Source organism: Enterococcus sp. AMC1251, assembly GCF_058216535.1.
The window spans coordinates 469,400-483,283 of the sequence record NZ_CM177098.1 but is presented as its reverse complement, the minus strand read 5'-3'; the positions used below and the strand labels follow the sequence as shown (position 1 = coordinate 483,283).

At 34.8% G+C, this 13,884-nt stretch carries 14 protein-coding genes; 1 reads left to right on the top strand and 13 read right to left on the bottom strand.

Translation table 11 applies throughout. The features are described 5' to 3' along the window. Positions 1 to 45: 45 nt before the first annotated feature. The 13 genes from AC4BBR_RS02225 to AC4BBR_RS02165 form a co-directional block, all read right to left on the bottom strand. The gene (locus AC4BBR_RS02225; RefSeq protein WP_490460958.1) at positions 46 to 534 is read right to left on the bottom strand and encodes a hypothetical protein; all 489 of its coding nucleotides are present in this window, start codon (positions 532 to 534) and stop codon (positions 46 to 48) included. 8 nt (positions 535 to 542) lie between these two features. Continuing rightward, entirely contained in the window at positions 543 to 1,316 is a 774-nt protein-coding gene (locus tag AC4BBR_RS02220; protein ID WP_490460957.1) for a hypothetical protein, read from the bottom strand. Between the two features lie 365 nt (positions 1,317 to 1,681). Continuing rightward, positions 1,682 to 2,077, bottom strand: coding sequence for a hypothetical protein (locus AC4BBR_RS02215; protein ID WP_490460956.1), 396 nt, complete (start codon positions 2,075 to 2,077; stop codon positions 1,682 to 1,684). 13 nt (positions 2,078 to 2,090) lie between these two features. After that, the gene (locus tag AC4BBR_RS02210) at positions 2,091 to 2,747 is read right to left on the bottom strand and encodes a hypothetical protein (protein ID WP_490460955.1); all 657 of its coding nucleotides are present in this window, start codon (positions 2,745 to 2,747) and stop codon (positions 2,091 to 2,093) included. A gap of 391 nt (positions 2,748 to 3,138) precedes the next feature. Then, positions 3,139 to 3,567 carry a hypothetical protein gene (locus AC4BBR_RS02205; RefSeq protein WP_490460954.1) on the bottom strand — a complete coding sequence of 143 codons (429 nt, stop codon included), beginning with the start codon at positions 3,565 to 3,567 and terminating at the stop codon, positions 3,139 to 3,141. A 14-nt stretch (positions 3,568 to 3,581) separates the two neighbouring features. After that, positions 3,582 to 5,099: a hypothetical protein gene (locus AC4BBR_RS02200; RefSeq protein ID WP_490460953.1), complete on the bottom strand. Its 1,518-nt coding sequence runs from the start codon at positions 5,097 to 5,099 to the stop codon at positions 3,582 to 3,584. Continuing rightward, positions 5,089 to 5,469 carry a DUF3958 family protein gene (locus AC4BBR_RS02195; protein WP_490460952.1) on the bottom strand — a complete coding sequence of 127 codons (381 nt, stop codon included), beginning with the start codon at positions 5,467 to 5,469 and terminating at the stop codon, positions 5,089 to 5,091. The genes AC4BBR_RS02200 and AC4BBR_RS02195 overlap by 11 nt, the downstream gene beginning before the upstream one ends. Then, positions 5,463 to 5,810, bottom strand: a complete 348-nt coding sequence (locus tag AC4BBR_RS02190; RefSeq protein ID WP_490460951.1) for a TIGR04197 family type VII secretion effector — start codon at positions 5,808 to 5,810, stop codon at positions 5,463 to 5,465. The genes AC4BBR_RS02195 and AC4BBR_RS02190 overlap by 7 nt, the downstream gene beginning before the upstream one ends. Before the next feature lie 1,166 nt (positions 5,811 to 6,976). Next, positions 6,977 to 8,443, bottom strand: a complete 1,467-nt coding sequence (locus AC4BBR_RS02185; protein WP_490460950.1) for an FGGY-family carbohydrate kinase — start codon at positions 8,441 to 8,443, stop codon at positions 6,977 to 6,979. 62 nt (positions 8,444 to 8,505) lie between these two features. After that, a complete protein-coding gene (locus AC4BBR_RS02180; protein ID WP_490460949.1) occupies positions 8,506 to 9,282 on the bottom strand; it encodes an SDR family oxidoreductase in 777 nt (258 codons plus the stop codon). A gap of 62 nt (positions 9,283 to 9,344) precedes the next feature. Next, complete coding sequence (locus AC4BBR_RS02175) at positions 9,345 to 10,298, bottom strand: electron transfer flavoprotein subunit alpha/FixB family protein (protein WP_490460948.1); 954 nt, start codon at positions 10,296 to 10,298, stop codon at positions 9,345 to 9,347. Continuing rightward, a complete protein-coding gene (locus tag AC4BBR_RS02170) occupies positions 10,298 to 11,086 on the bottom strand; it encodes an electron transfer flavoprotein subunit beta/FixA family protein (RefSeq protein WP_490460947.1) in 789 nt (262 codons plus the stop codon). Before AC4BBR_RS02170 ends, AC4BBR_RS02175 begins: the two co-directional genes overlap by 1 nt. A gap of 87 nt (positions 11,087 to 11,173) precedes the next feature. Next, the gene (locus tag AC4BBR_RS02165) at positions 11,174 to 12,661 is read right to left on the bottom strand and encodes an FAD-binding oxidoreductase (RefSeq protein WP_490460946.1); all 1,488 of its coding nucleotides are present in this window, start codon (positions 12,659 to 12,661) and stop codon (positions 11,174 to 11,176) included. Positions 12,662 to 12,868: 207 nt separating this feature from the next. Between AC4BBR_RS02165 and AC4BBR_RS02160 the strand changes: the two genes are divergently transcribed. Continuing rightward, entirely contained in the window at positions 12,869 to 13,579 is a 711-nt protein-coding gene (locus tag AC4BBR_RS02160; RefSeq protein WP_490460945.1) for a MurR/RpiR family transcriptional regulator, read from the top strand. Positions 13,580 to 13,884 lie beyond the last annotated feature (305 nt).

Genomic DNA, 13,884 nt, shown 5'->3' with positions numbered 1-13,884 from the left:
AGCTTACTATTCAACTCCAATCAGGTAGTAAAGGGCATTTTTTATTTAGTAATTCTTTAAATATGATTTCACTATGCTTTTTGGTGCTGGAATTAAATCATCTTCAATATCAACATGTTTACCATTAATACCAGTATATAAGCATTCATCACAAAATTTAATAATTTGACTTGTTTTACTAGCTGTCATGGTTAAACGCAAGTTACTATCATGACAACTGGGGCATTCCTCATCTGTCATATATGCACTTAAATCCCAAATAAGCGAAGCAACTTGATTAGATAGTTCTTCTTCATTTAAACCTTTGTTAATTTGATTCGTATAGAATGGTATTGCAATCTCAAAATTGTCATCCGAGTGTCCTAAAATTAAATTCTTTGAATCCAATTTTTTAATTGCATCTAAATATTCTAAAGAAGTATATTTTAAAAAGATTGAATCATATTTATTAACATAGCTTATTAATTCATCAACAAAAGTATCTAGGTTATTAATAGAAAAATTGTTATAAATTGTTAAAATTTCTTCTTCCATAAATCCTCCTATGGTTTTGGTATAGGATAAGTAGTAATTATATTACCTGCTTTATCCGTTATAATTTTTATCCATGTAGTAGTTTCTCCACCTAAGCTAGGTTTAATTTTCCCTACATTTCTTCCTACATCTACTATCCTTTCAAATCCCCCAGACTCTATTTGTTTCACAGGTGTATTTATAACCGGTTTTGACTGTAGAATATTCTTCAAATTTGTTTCAGGAATAGTAAATTGTCCAGCATTTTTCGAAGGATTAAAATGTCTATCTCTGACATGCTTCATCCCCGAATTTTTTGATGGGCTAAATCTAGTCGGATTTTCTGCTAAATTCACTCTTGACTGCACAACTCCAACATTAGGTTTTGGAACACCAGCCCCACTGACTTTCTTACCAGTTCGTCCCGCTCTCCCTTTTCCCACATTCATAATCTGTTTAGCCCCAACACCTAACGCAGCTAAACTATTAACTAAAGACGCTCCTCTTGCAAGTCTTTCGGCTGGGGTTGATTTTTTTCCTGTCTTACTGTCAATTCCTGTCCTTACCTCTTCAAACAGTCTTAAATTCTGTTCTACTAATAGATCGCTCACACCTTTTTCTCGCTCTGTCTTGAAATAATCAGGACCATATTTTTTCAGCATTCGGGCGACCCAATCGTTAAATAGGTAGGTTTTTTCAATATCTTCTAAATCGGCTGTCGTTCGGCCTTTTTTTACCCAGCACCAGACTTTTCCACCGTTAAAATCTATTTGCTTGTATTCTAAGCCATCCATATTCGGCATTGGGTCTTTCTTGATTTATTCGATGCGTGAAAAAACGGTATTAGTATTTTTCTTACTATACCGTTTCAACAGTCTGGAATTAGATGATTATATAATAAATACAGTTCGATTTTTTTTAGCTATTGGCAACTTGATTACTAGTCTCGTGATAAAGTGCTTATTTTATTATATAAAAGCTATATTTCAAAACTACTTTTAACTTTTTTTATAGTTCTGTTAATTTACTTTCTTCTGAATTTTTTCTACCGCATTTTTTACATTCCCACCTAAATAATTATAAAAAATTTTTAAATCTAAGGATACTATTTTGTCTAATCCTACAGTTGGATAATCTAATTCAACTATATTAATTAATTTTTTCTATTTCATTTGTCATTTTCTCGCCAAAAAAAATCAATATCATTGAGATTTTTTTTATTAATGACAACGTCTTTACATATTGCTTCCACTATTAAAGGAAATAAATCTAATTTCATTTTGAAAAAGTCCTCCATATCACTATCGTCAATAGAGATATCTTGAACAAAATAAGATAGCTGCCGAACATTCATCTCTTGAACTTTCTCTATATTTCTCCGCTCTGCATCAGTTTCATACACTACTTTATAACATTGAGATAAAATTATCTCATAGACAGTATCTTCTTGGTCTTCAAACAAAACTTTAATTATGTCACCAAAGTAATCTATTTTAAAATCTAGAACTTTAGCGTCCCAATATTCTGTATTGTCAATATTTTTTTGTAGCAGCTCTTTATTCATTTTTTATTCTCCCTTATTTTCCGTCCCATGGAATATGGGCATCTGGACTTTTTCTATCTACTATATTTCCATTTTTATCCAAAGGTTTTCCCTTCTCATCAAAAATATGCATATGAGGATAATCTGAAGTTTTATCAGGCGGATCAGTCCTCACCCGAATTTCTCCCTTATCATCTTTTATATGAATACGATTATTATGATCAGTATGAGACCACCCTTTAGGTAAATTTTCTACTATTTTTTTTCTGTTTTTTTTAGGAAAATCTTTAATATCCGTTACGGTAGAAGCTTTCGCAGGCAACTTCACCTTCGATGGTTTCCCTTTCACACTCTGAATCTTTTTCCCCGGCGCACTGATCGTTCTCTTAGGTTTTCCAATAGCCTGAACTTTTCGCCCGCTACCAACAATCGGTGGTTTTTTCGACGTTCGTCCCGCTCGCCCTTTCCCCACATTCATAATCTGTTTAGCCCCAACACCTAACGCAGCCAAACTATTAACTAAAGACGCTCCTCTTGCAAGTCTTTCGGCTGGGGTTAATTTTTTCCCTGTCTTACTGTCAATTCCTGTTCTCACTTCTTCAAACAGTCTTAAATTCTGTTCTACTAATAAATCGGTCACACCTTTTTCTCGCTCTGTCTTGAAATAATCTGGACCATATTTTTTCAACATTCGGGCGACCCAATCGTTAAATAGGTAGGTTTTTTCAATATCTTCTAAATCCGCTGTCGTTCGGCCTTTTTTAACCCAGCACCAGATTTTTCCACCGTTAAAATCTATTTGCTTGTATTCTAAGCCATCTATATTCGCATTTGGTCTTTCTTGATTTATTTGATGTGCTAAAAAACGGTATTAGTATTTTTTCTCACTGTACCGTTTCAACAGTCTAAATTTCAGCTGATTATTCATCAAATAAACCTTTGAAATGTCTAGAAAAATCTCTGGAATTTTTTCACAACAAACACGACTTGCTTTTGTTAGCTATTGATACCCTGATTAGTGAGTGTACCAATGTTTTATCACTTTATTATCAGTCTCGTGATAAGTGCCTTTTTTTGTTTAATTATGAAATTTCAGCTTTTATCGCTATCAACTCGTTATTATTTATATAGAAAGAAAGATTTTTAGAAATAATACTTTTATCATACATTTCTAATTCAGAAAAATATAAAATAAAATATTTTTTGTTTTTAAAAACCCGCACCACCGGAACTTCTACAGATTTTTCTATGTCTATCAGAGGGAAGCCTTTTTGAACTAAAGTATTTTTGCTCTTTACTAAAGAAATTTCTTCATCTAATTGTACGGGAAATATACACTCAATTTCTCCAAGCACGCCTTCTTCATCCAGCCACATCATTACATTTTGTTCAACACGATATGGAATGAAATCATCATTCATTCTCTCCGTTAAAATATCAAAGTTTTCAACAGATTCCTCATAAACATTTTCACTAGCTACGACTTCATCTAATATATTTTTTATCTTCAACAATATATCCTCCTTTATTTTTTAAAACTTGCTGGCCAAATCCCTACTATTTCTTTAGTTGTAGGATTAACAAAAACAGAAGTATTTGTTTTTGGATTAATATATTCAACACTTCCTGCTTTAGCTGGAATTGGTTTACTATTTAAAGCATCAATAATGTCATCAATCATGATATCTTTTCTGCCAGACTTGAAAAGAGAATTGTATGCATGTTGATTTAGTTTTGTTCCATCAGGAAATCCATTTTTCAATACTTCATCAAATTGAGGTCTTCTTAATGCTCTTAAATCAGGATTTCTATTTGCATTATATATTTTTCCAGTCCCTTGCACAGGTACCTTCACCTTCGATGGTTTCCCTTTCACACTCTGAATCTTTTTCCCCGGCGCACTGATCGTTCTCTTAGGTTTTCCAATAGCCTGAACTTTTCGCCCGCTACCAACAATCGGTGGTTTTTTCGACGTTCGTCCCGCTCGCCCTTTCCCCACATTCATAATCTGTTTAGCCCCAACACCTAACGCAGCTAAACTATTAACTAAAGACGCTCCTCTTGCAAGTCTTTCGGCTGGGGTTAATTTTTTTCCTGTCTTACTGTCAATCCCTGTCCTTACTTCTTCAAACAGTCTTAGATTCTGTTCTACTAATAAATCGGTCACACCTTTTTCTCGCTCTGTCTTGAAATAATCTGGACCATATTTTTTCAACATTCGGGCGACCCAATCGTTAAATAGGTAGGTTTTTTCAATATCTTCTAAATCCGCTGTCGTTCGACCTTTTTTAACCCAGCACCAGACTTTTCCACCGTTAAAATCTATTTGCTTGTATTCTAAGCCATCCATATTCGGCATTTGGTCTTTCAATCTTTCTTTTTCTCGATCTTGCCACTTTTTACCGATCGTGTCCATCCAAGAACGATCATTTAAATTGGCATTTGAGAAGGTGCCGTTTTTAGGATTAAATCCTTTTCCCCCGCTGACTTGTGCCAAGCCTTGATTCACTGCACTTTTTAAACTGGTAACCTCTGTAAAAATCATAGTGGAAAATGCGTGAAATGCCAAGAGTTTTTGTAATTGTTTTTCTAGTTTTGCTTTGGCACTGGTGTAATCACTGATTAGTCCGTTTGCTTCTCGGAGATGTTGTGCTCGTTCACTTGAAACTGGTAGTAGTTGTTTAACTTGATTGATTTGATTTCGCATGCCTTGGATCTGTGTTTCGTAGCGCTGGATTTCTCGTTCTAATTCTGATGATTTTAGATCACAGCTGTCAACTTCTGAAACGTAATCAGACGGCAACTTGGCTACAGCTTTTGCGGTTGCTTCAACGACAAGGATTGCGCCTTGAATTAGCGGAACATACGCTTCGTTGAAATAGCCTTTCGCTGAATCGTAGGCTAAACTTCTTAATACTTGATCGGCGGTAAAATTACCCACAGCTTCTTGCAAACCGTCAAGTCCATTGCCGTAGGTGGTACAAACGGTAGTGGTTGTACTTCCTTGTGTTTTTGAAGGGGCTAAATACATATCAACACTCATCTTCGTCCTCCATTTCCAGTAGTATTTTCTTCTTTTCATAATATAGTTGATCTTTTTCGTCTTCTAATTGGCGACTTTCTTTGTGCAATCGATCTTTTTCATCTTCCAGTTGATTAAAAATCGCTTGTTGTTTTTGTTTCGTTTGCCATTGTAATTCTTCTGCTAAATAAGTTCCTTTGCTGTCCCCTACAAAGTTTTCAAATCGTTGAATGAGTTGATTGCCTTCATAGAAAAGTTCTTGATAGGTGTCTTCTATTCGTTGAACAGCGCGTTGTGTTTGAGTTGTTTCATCTAATTGATTGTCAATTTCTCGTTCTTTTAGTGATAGTTCATCCCATTTGTTCATTTCATTAGCCTCATTTTTTACCATGGCGCGCTCATCATTTTACTAATAGTTGCGTCAACCGCTGCAAATTCTGCTGCAACACTTTTTAAGTTCGTTGCATCTGTGGCAATGGCTGTATTGATTGCTTCAATCATCGTGCGCATTTCTTCGATTGCTTGTTGCGCTGTTTCATTTCCAGCAATAGTTGATTGTCCATCTCTTACGACTAATCCTCCACTGCTTAATTCAGCCATCGCTGTAAAAAGCCCTGACGCCAACTCGCCAGCCACAGCACTATCGCTATTGATCTCTTCCATTTTATTTACTCCTTTATTGTTCATTAGAATTAATATAATCGTTTCTTTCAGATAGTTTAATGTTACCATAGCGTTTCCTTCTTTTTTTTCTATTTTTTCTTGATGTCAAGAAAAATGTGAGAAAAAATCAGTTTTTTGTCGTATTTGTCCGATTTTAAAGTAACTTTTGACAACTTATCATTTTTTTCTTGACCTCGATTAATGCTTTAAGTTAAGATGGCTTTACAACATAAACTAAAAAAAGGCGCCCTGTGAGAAGACGGTAATCTTCTAAACAGAGCCCTGTATTATCAGCGGAAACTAATAATACAAGTCGCCTCGTCAATATAGAGATTGATTCTTCTTATTGTTCTTTTTACTCAATAAGATTAATTAATGGTTATTTAGCGAACGCTTCCTGGTATTAGTAGCTGACTAATATCATTTTTTTGTGTGTTGAAATCAGGTAATTAGAGCGAAAACAAAATAAAAAAGGCACTCTGTAAATGGGCGGTAACCCACATACAGAGCCCTATATTATCAGCGGAAACTAATAATATAAGTTGCCCTAGTCAATATTTTCATATCAACTCTTTTATTTTACTCAATTTTTGTAAGAAATACCAGAGTTTTTTACAATTTTTGTTATTTTGAGGTGATGTGTGATGATTTGTTGAACTTTTGCACGGTGTTAGTTGGTAGCTAATGCTGTATTTTTTTCGCTCTTTTTATAAATAGTACGCACCTTTCGCTCCTTTTAGATACGTTCTTTCGTATTTGCATTCTACCAATTGGTGTTTACGCGCTAGTGTTACTGGAATCGATCACTACCTTATGTTTTTCCTTCAATCTAAACAAGCTGCTGAGTCAATGCGCATACACAAGGACAGGAAAAAAATTCGTTCATTCAATTTTCTCCTTTGCTTGATTGATGACGTAACATATGATCTTTTCTGGTTATACTGGTAATCTCAAAAAAATCTAGCGGAAGATTGTTTTTTGAGTAAAAAATGGCAAGTATTGCAGAACTTGCTATTTTCAAATAGTTGCTTACCAAGTTTTTTATCTGTATTTTGCAACGTTGATGTTCTTACTTGATAAGCGACTATTTGTTTTATATATAATCAGATAAAGGAGCGCTTCTTGTAATTTTGATACAAAACAAGAGCAACAGCTAATTTCAACCGGCTTTCAATCCTGTTGAATAGCCACTTATGATAAGTAATATTGACTTTCCTTTGCTTTCTTTGTAGCAATTAAATACTGCTTGCTTTCGCCGTTTCTTTTTCCGAATGTAGGATTGTAAATGTTTTTTCTAGTATTTTATCAGTCTGATTCGTCAAGCTTTTGTAAACTTCTTCATTTAGCTTTTTATACGTACGTACATTCTCTGGGATAGGAACAAAACAATCTTTTACTTTCACCATTTTCTTGACAGCCTCTTCATAGGAGGAATAAATTCCGAGTCCTACTGCTACATTAATCGCTGCTCCAACACTGGCACTTCCATTGACCACATTCCTTTTTACTGGTAAATTGAATACGTCAGCAAAGATTTGCATTAATAGATCACTATTTGAGCCACCACCTGTGATAATCACTTCTTCAATTTCTTTGCCTAATTCTTCTGTCATATTTGTGACATTGTTTTTCATTGTATAAGCGATTCCTTCTAGTATTGAACGATACATATATCGATAATCATGATGCGCATTAAACCCAATCATTACCCCGCGTTTAAAGGGTTCCCATGGATTTGCTAACCAATCTAAAACGGTCATTAGTCCGTCGCTTCCCGCTGGCACATGTTGCGCTTGCTCATTAAGGTACTCTTCTTCCGATATTCCTTGATAATTTGCTCTTAGACTAATTTTTTCACCTAATAAATCTTTAAACCATGATACAGTCCACATTCCTCGACGAATCCCATATCCCTCATAAGCGTATTTCTCTGGAATTGAGGACATAATCCCCCAATAATTGACGGAGTCCTTCGGCATTTCGTTTCCCGTTACCATACTACTGATATAGGTACCTAAAGAAACAAAGGCGCTCGTGTCACGAATCAATCCTGCACCTAGCCCTTCAACAGCTTTATCGCTAGTTGTAGCTATCAAAGGTACACCTTCTGGAAACCCTGTTTTTAGGCTGGCTTCTTTTGTGATATATCCTAGAATTTCTCCAGGTTTCACCACATCAAATAACTTTTCCTTTTCTAAATTATAACTTTCTAAGACCTCTTCTTCCTCAGACCAATCCCAAGTGTTATAATCAACTGGCCATTGCCCAAAATTATTTCCTATGTTGTCTTTAAATGCTCCCGTTAGACGATGTGTGAGATAGCCATTTGTAGACGTTACATATTTGACTTCTGGATTATCGTGAATGTAAGGTGTTGCCACTCTTTTATCCATCCAACTTATAATAGGTTGTGCTAACGTCCCATCCTTTTTTAACAGCACTCGACAACAACGAATCGAGCCTAACCCAATCCCAACAATATTTTCTTTTCTCATACCGAATTGATCCATTGCCCTTTTCGCTGCTGTACAAAGTGAGTCCCATAAATCATCACCTGGATGTTCTACAATTCCTCCATCCGCTAAATACATTGGGCGCAAATGTTCTTTTCCTTCACCTACAATATTCCCTTCAAGATCAACTATAACAATTTTAGTACTTTGACTGCCACCATCGATTCCGACAATATATTTTTTCTCCATGAAGTTCTCCTTACCTCAATCGTTTTATTTAGTTGAATCAAACAATTTGTTTTTTGATTTTCTTATCGTACTAAAAAACCGCCATCAACTGCTAAAATGTGTCCATTGACAAAGTGAGAAGCTTCAGAGGCTAAAAAGACAGTTGCACCCATCAAGTCAGCAACATCTCCCCAACGTCCTTCTGGTGTATGATCGACTATCCATTTATTACGTTCTGTATCTTCAATAGATGCTTGAGCTACTGCAGTTTTAAAGTATCCTGGGGCAATTCCATTTACTTGGATATTATATTGAGCTAATTCATCACAGTAGGCTTTTGTTAATCCAGCTAAACCATGTTTTGAGGCCGCATAAGCCGGTGCCCATTGTCCACCTAAAAATGAGAAAAGAGAACAAATATTGATAATTTTTCCACTTTTTTGTGGAATCATGACTTTAGCTGCTTCATGACTCATGTCAAAAGCCGCCGTCAAATTGATATTGATTGTCGGATCCCATTTATCTCGACCATAGCTTAATACATCATCCACAGGACAAATTCCCGCGCAGTTTACTAGAATGTCTACTGAGCCCAATTTTTCAATACAAGTTTCTATAATCTCTTGTGGTACGTTTGTTTTGGTAATATCTGCATACATATAATAAGTTTTTGCGCCACGCTCTTGAAGATCCTTATTAAAATTTGGATCATCTGGCATAATTGACGGCATGAAAATATTCGCTCCAGCCTCTGCTAATGCTAGTGAAAATGCTTGCCCTAATCCAGTATTTCCACCAGTAACGATAGCATTTTTACCTTTTATTGAGAATAAATCCATTTTAAAATCTTTAATTTCCATTTGTTTACCTTCTTTTCTTTTATTTTGAAGTACTTTTTTTGCTTATTTTTTATGACGATATCTTACTCTCTTAAAGAACCACCCTCTACAAACGCTTTCAATTTCAAGTTAAGTTTCTCAACAAATTCTGCTGCGTCACCAATTACTGTTAAATTTGCTAAATAATTCATTGGTGCTCCTTCATCTAAGTTCACAGAAATAATATCTTTTACATCTTTAAGTCCTTCCACATGTTGCATGGAACCATAGATACCCAAAGCGATATAAAGATTTGGGCTAACTGTTTTTCCTGATTGCCCAACTTGGATTTCTCGTGGCACACGTTGCTGTTCAACTAATGGTTTAGAGGCAGCAATCGAGCCACCCAATTCATTCGCTAACCCTTCTAGTGTATCTATATCGGCTTTAAACCCCGCACCGGCTGAAACAATGACTTTCGCTTCTCGAATATCTTGGATTTCTTCATTTTTAGAGATAGATATCACTTCAATTGACGATGCTTTCACTTTATTTATTGGAAAATGAATTATTTTAGGTTCTTTTGTACAAGCTTCTACATGAAAAACATTTGGATGAACACTTATCATGATTGGTGTTGAGTCACACACAATACTGGCAAGCATGTTTCCAGAATAAGCTGGTCGAATCAATCTTCGTTCTTGATTTATAACTTCAATAGCTGTAATGTCCGCAACAATTCCTACATTCAATCTCATTGCTAATCTTGGAGCAAGCATTCGACCAAAATCTGTTGCTAGAACAATGATTGCATCAAAATGAAACTTTTGATGAACCTGTTCAATGATATCTGTTAGAATTCGACTATCCTTCATTTGAATTGAAGAGTCCTCTATACTGATAATCGAATCGAATCCTTTTATGTTTTTAGTCACTAAATTTAGGCCTAACCCATAAATAGTTACAGCATCTTCACCAGCTAATTGATTTGCTGTTGCGATGAGATCGATGGCGTCATTCATAAATTCATTATCTAAAAGAATAAGTGCTTTAAACATTATATATACCCCTTTTCTTGTAGAAACTGAATGACCTCATCTATTCCCTCATCATCTACTTTCACCGTTTTATGCGTTCCCTTTTTTCTTTTAGCTACAACATTTTTTCGAACTTTTGTTGGTGATCCTTTTCGACCAACTTCGTCTTTTGAAAGGTTTAATGTTTCGTTTGTTACTAGAGAGAATTGTGTATCGACATGTTTATCGATATTTTCATATCTAACGAAACCTAAACGCATATTCATTTGACTTGTTAGACTCAGAACACTCGGATTTTGTATGTTTAATCGAAGGGATTTTCCATCTTGGTTCGCTTCTACAATTGAAAATTCTTCATTGCATTCCTCGATTGCTTTTATATTTGAAAACTGATCTATGTTTAATAATTCTGCTACTTGAGGACCGATATGTCCTGTTCCTCCATCTAATGTGTGTGTTCCTGTGAGAATAATGTCATAGTCTTGCATGCGTAAATAATTAGAAAGAACAAGACTCGTTGCAAGTGAGTCACTCCCAACAAATAGACGATCACTAATCAACGTCGCATGATCAGCACCTAGACGAATGAAATTTTTAAGCTCTTCTTCTATTTTTGCTGGCCCCATTGAGACTACTTCTATGGTTGTTGATGGGGTTTTCTTTTTATACTGTAATGCCCAAGCCAATGCATTCTTATCATCTGGATTTAAAATCAGATGGGATTTTTCGCGATTGATTTTGTCCGTCTCATAATCATATTCATACTGGTTTGTATCTGGAACAAACTTGATTAGACAAATTATCTTCATTTATAACGCTTCCTAACCTAGATATTGGGACAGAAGCATTTCGATCTAAAGAAACTGCTTCTGCGCCCACCATTTATACATATATAACTATTTTTGGTATTTAAATCCTTCTTGTACTGGATAAATTGTTCCAAAGTTCATAATTCCTTTAGGATCAAAGACTTCTTTCAAGCTTTCTAACATATAATAAGCAGATGAATGTTCTTCTTTTGTCCATTCATTACGATACTTTCCAATCCCATGGTGATGACACATAGAACCACCCAATTTTAGTGTTTCTTCAACAATAATTGCTTGGATCGGGTGATGGTAAAGTCTCATTTCATCTTCTGGCTCGCAATTAATCGTATAATTATAAACGAAATACATATTCGTTCCATTAATATAGCTATGAGAGGAGTGTCCCCCAAGCATTGTTAAATCTTTCGAACGCGGAAACTCGTTACGAATACGATTGATGACATTATTATAAATTTGGGGAATTGTTTCCCAATCTGCAGAGACTTCAGTCGTAAATCCATCGTGTTTATCATTATCTATCATACCTTGCACTTCATCATCGATCGTTTGTTGCGTCCAATTCAATTGATTAAACCAATTTTCAATCAGTTGACTGTCTACTTGTTTGTATATACCGTCTTTGAATTTTTCGACAGCTTCTTCAATACCGACACCTGTTGCTTCAACGATTCCTTTTGGTCCTTCTGCCATGAAAATGAGGACACATTTATCTTCATAAAAATGATAGAAATGCTGGCGTGCATCTTCCGGAGAATATGTGCGTGCTACAGAAGGTCGGTAACCATTTGTCATCACTTCTCGTAATACATTTATCCCAGTTTCAATATCATTAACCAAATAACCATAGAATTTGTTGTTCTCTGGATAATATTTAAAGATTTTTACAGTTACTTCTGTGATGTAGCATAGTGTTCCTTCATTTCCAATCACAATATGGCGGATATCTGGTCCACCAGCACGTCTTGAAACATTTTTTATTCTAGAAATATGACCATTAGGGAAAACACATTCTAATCCAACGACCATGTCTTCAATACCACCATATAATGTTGAAAATTGACCAATTGAACGAGTAGATACAAGACCTCCATATTGCGCTACAGGTTTTGATTGTGGCGAATGCCCCGTCGTATAACCAATTTTTCTTAATTCGTCCTCTAAATCTTGCAATCTTACACCCGCCTCAACGGTAGCCTGCATATTGTATGGATCTATTTTAATGATCTTATTCATTTTGGAACCATCAATGACTAATGCTAAGTCTTTCCAATTTTCAAGTCCGCCTTCTGTTGCAGTCTTCCCACTTCTAGGAATAACATTAATGTCATTCTCATTCGCATACATAAGTAGCTCTTTTACTTCATTTACATTTTTTGGAAAAACAACTGCTGTCGGAAGTGGATTATCTAAAACTCTTTTAGCTTTAGCATATTTCCGATAACGATCTGATGCCGCATCATACAATGTTTCATAATCAGTTACTACTTGATCTTCTGGAACAATTTTTTTTACATTTTCAATAATAGTTTCTTTAACCAATGTATCAGAATTCATTAAACTAGCTCCATTCGTTTTTTTATAGAAAGCGCTTTTCTATTTTTAGTATACGAATATGAAATCTTTTTTTCATTAAAAATTAATTAATTTTTCCATAAAATTAGGTAATAAATACAATAAACGGAAAATTTTCCTATAGTGTTTGCTCTTCAATCTCTTTTTATGCTATCCTTTAAACGTAGTTTATCAAGGAGGTGCTCCATAATGAGGATACAGTTTGATCGTTTAAATGATTTAGAGATAGAAATACACCGAATACTAAGTGAAGAAAGTAAGAAGCAACCACATTTGACCATCACTGAAGCTGCCGTAATCGCTGGCGTTTCCCCTTCCAAAATTTCCAAATTTGTAAAGAAATTAGGTTTTTTAGGATACAAAGAATATTTTCGTTTTCTCACAGGTAAAGAATTAGTAAAAAGAAAGAAAATGAATACTGAATTTTCTCGTATTCAAGAATTTATGGAAAATTTTGATTCTTCAACAATCACTTATCTAGCAGATCTCATTCAAAAATATGATAAAATTATTCTTTTTGGTCATGGTCCTACAAATATCTGTTTAGAATATTTCGAGTATAAATTAACTTATACAATAGATAAAAACGTTGTTCGAGCAACACAAGAATCTTTAATTCCAAAGTTATTGACTGAGAATTCCTTATTACTCATTTTTTCCGTTGCTGGAAAGTTTGCTCAATTTGACTCATTATTTGAAGAAGCTGAAAAACGACACACGAAAGCGTTATTAGTAATAGAAGAATTAAATACTCAACTGGCGTTAGATACGAACGAAATCATTTACTTAACCAAATCTCATCAAAATGAATACCTAAAATCTCATGAAAAAACGCGAACGATTCTCTTCATATTTATTGAAGAAGTGATTCGTGAACTTAATAAACAAAAAGTAAATTGAGATTGGGACAAGCGTTATTTCTTCTCCTACCACTTGTTTTGATTCCTTGAGGCTAGAGCATAACTCTAAGAGTTATGTCCTAGCCTCTTCTTCTGGCACAACTCATGTAATCTACTTAAAAAACGGAAAATTACACGATTAGACAAAAGTTTTTCAAGAAAAAAACTGTTTTTACTGACTTTTTAAATTAAATATAAATAATAATTTGACGAGTATTTTATTATATTAAAAGAATTGACACGAAAACAGAAAGCCTTTACACTAAATGTGTTACTAGAGAGAATAGTGTGTCTAAACGAGAAACT

What these genes read in the sequence shown, in the direction of transcription:
- AC4BBR_RS02225 (WP_490460958.1), bottom strand. Translation starts at nt 534, where the DNA reads ATGGAAGAAGAAATTTTAACAATTTATAACAATTTTTCTATTAATAAC.
- AC4BBR_RS02220 (WP_490460957.1), bottom strand. Translation starts at nt 1,316, where the DNA reads ATGCCGAATATGGATGGCTTAGAATACAAGCAAATAGATTTTAACGGT.
- AC4BBR_RS02215 (WP_490460956.1), bottom strand. Translation starts at nt 2,077, where the DNA reads ATGAATAAAGAGCTGCTACAAAAAAATATTGACAATACAGAATATTGG.
- AC4BBR_RS02210 (WP_490460955.1), bottom strand. Translation starts at nt 2,747, where the DNA reads ATGTTGAAAAAATATGGTCCAGATTATTTCAAGACAGAGCGAGAAAAA.
- AC4BBR_RS02200 (WP_490460953.1), bottom strand. Translation starts at nt 5,099, where the DNA reads ATGAGTGTTGATATGTATTTAGCCCCTTCAAAAACACAAGGAAGTACA.
- AC4BBR_RS02195 (WP_490460952.1), bottom strand. Translation starts at nt 5,469, where the DNA reads ATGGTAAAAAATGAGGCTAATGAAATGAACAAATGGGATGAACTATCA.
- AC4BBR_RS02190 (WP_490460951.1), bottom strand. Translation starts at nt 5,810, where the DNA reads ATGGTAACATTAAACTATCTGAAAGAAACGATTATATTAATTCTAATG.
- AC4BBR_RS02185 (WP_490460950.1), bottom strand. Translation starts at nt 8,443, where the DNA reads ATGGAGAAAAAATATATTGTCGGAATCGATGGTGGCAGTCAAAGTACT.
- AC4BBR_RS02180 (WP_490460949.1), bottom strand. Translation starts at nt 9,282, where the DNA reads ATGGAAATTAAAGATTTTAAAATGGATTTATTCTCAATAAAAGGTAAA.
- AC4BBR_RS02175 (WP_490460948.1), bottom strand. Translation starts at nt 10,298, where the DNA reads ATGTTTAAAGCACTTATTCTTTTAGATAATGAATTTATGAATGACGCC.
- AC4BBR_RS02170 (WP_490460947.1), bottom strand. Translation starts at nt 11,086, where the DNA reads ATGAAGATAATTTGTCTAATCAAGTTTGTTCCAGATACAAACCAGTAT.
- AC4BBR_RS02165 (WP_490460946.1), bottom strand. Translation starts at nt 12,661, where the DNA reads ATGAATTCTGATACATTGGTTAAAGAAACTATTATTGAAAATGTAAAA.
- AC4BBR_RS02160 (WP_490460945.1), top strand. Translation starts at nt 12,869, where the DNA reads ATGAGGATACAGTTTGATCGTTTAAATGATTTAGAGATAGAAATACAC.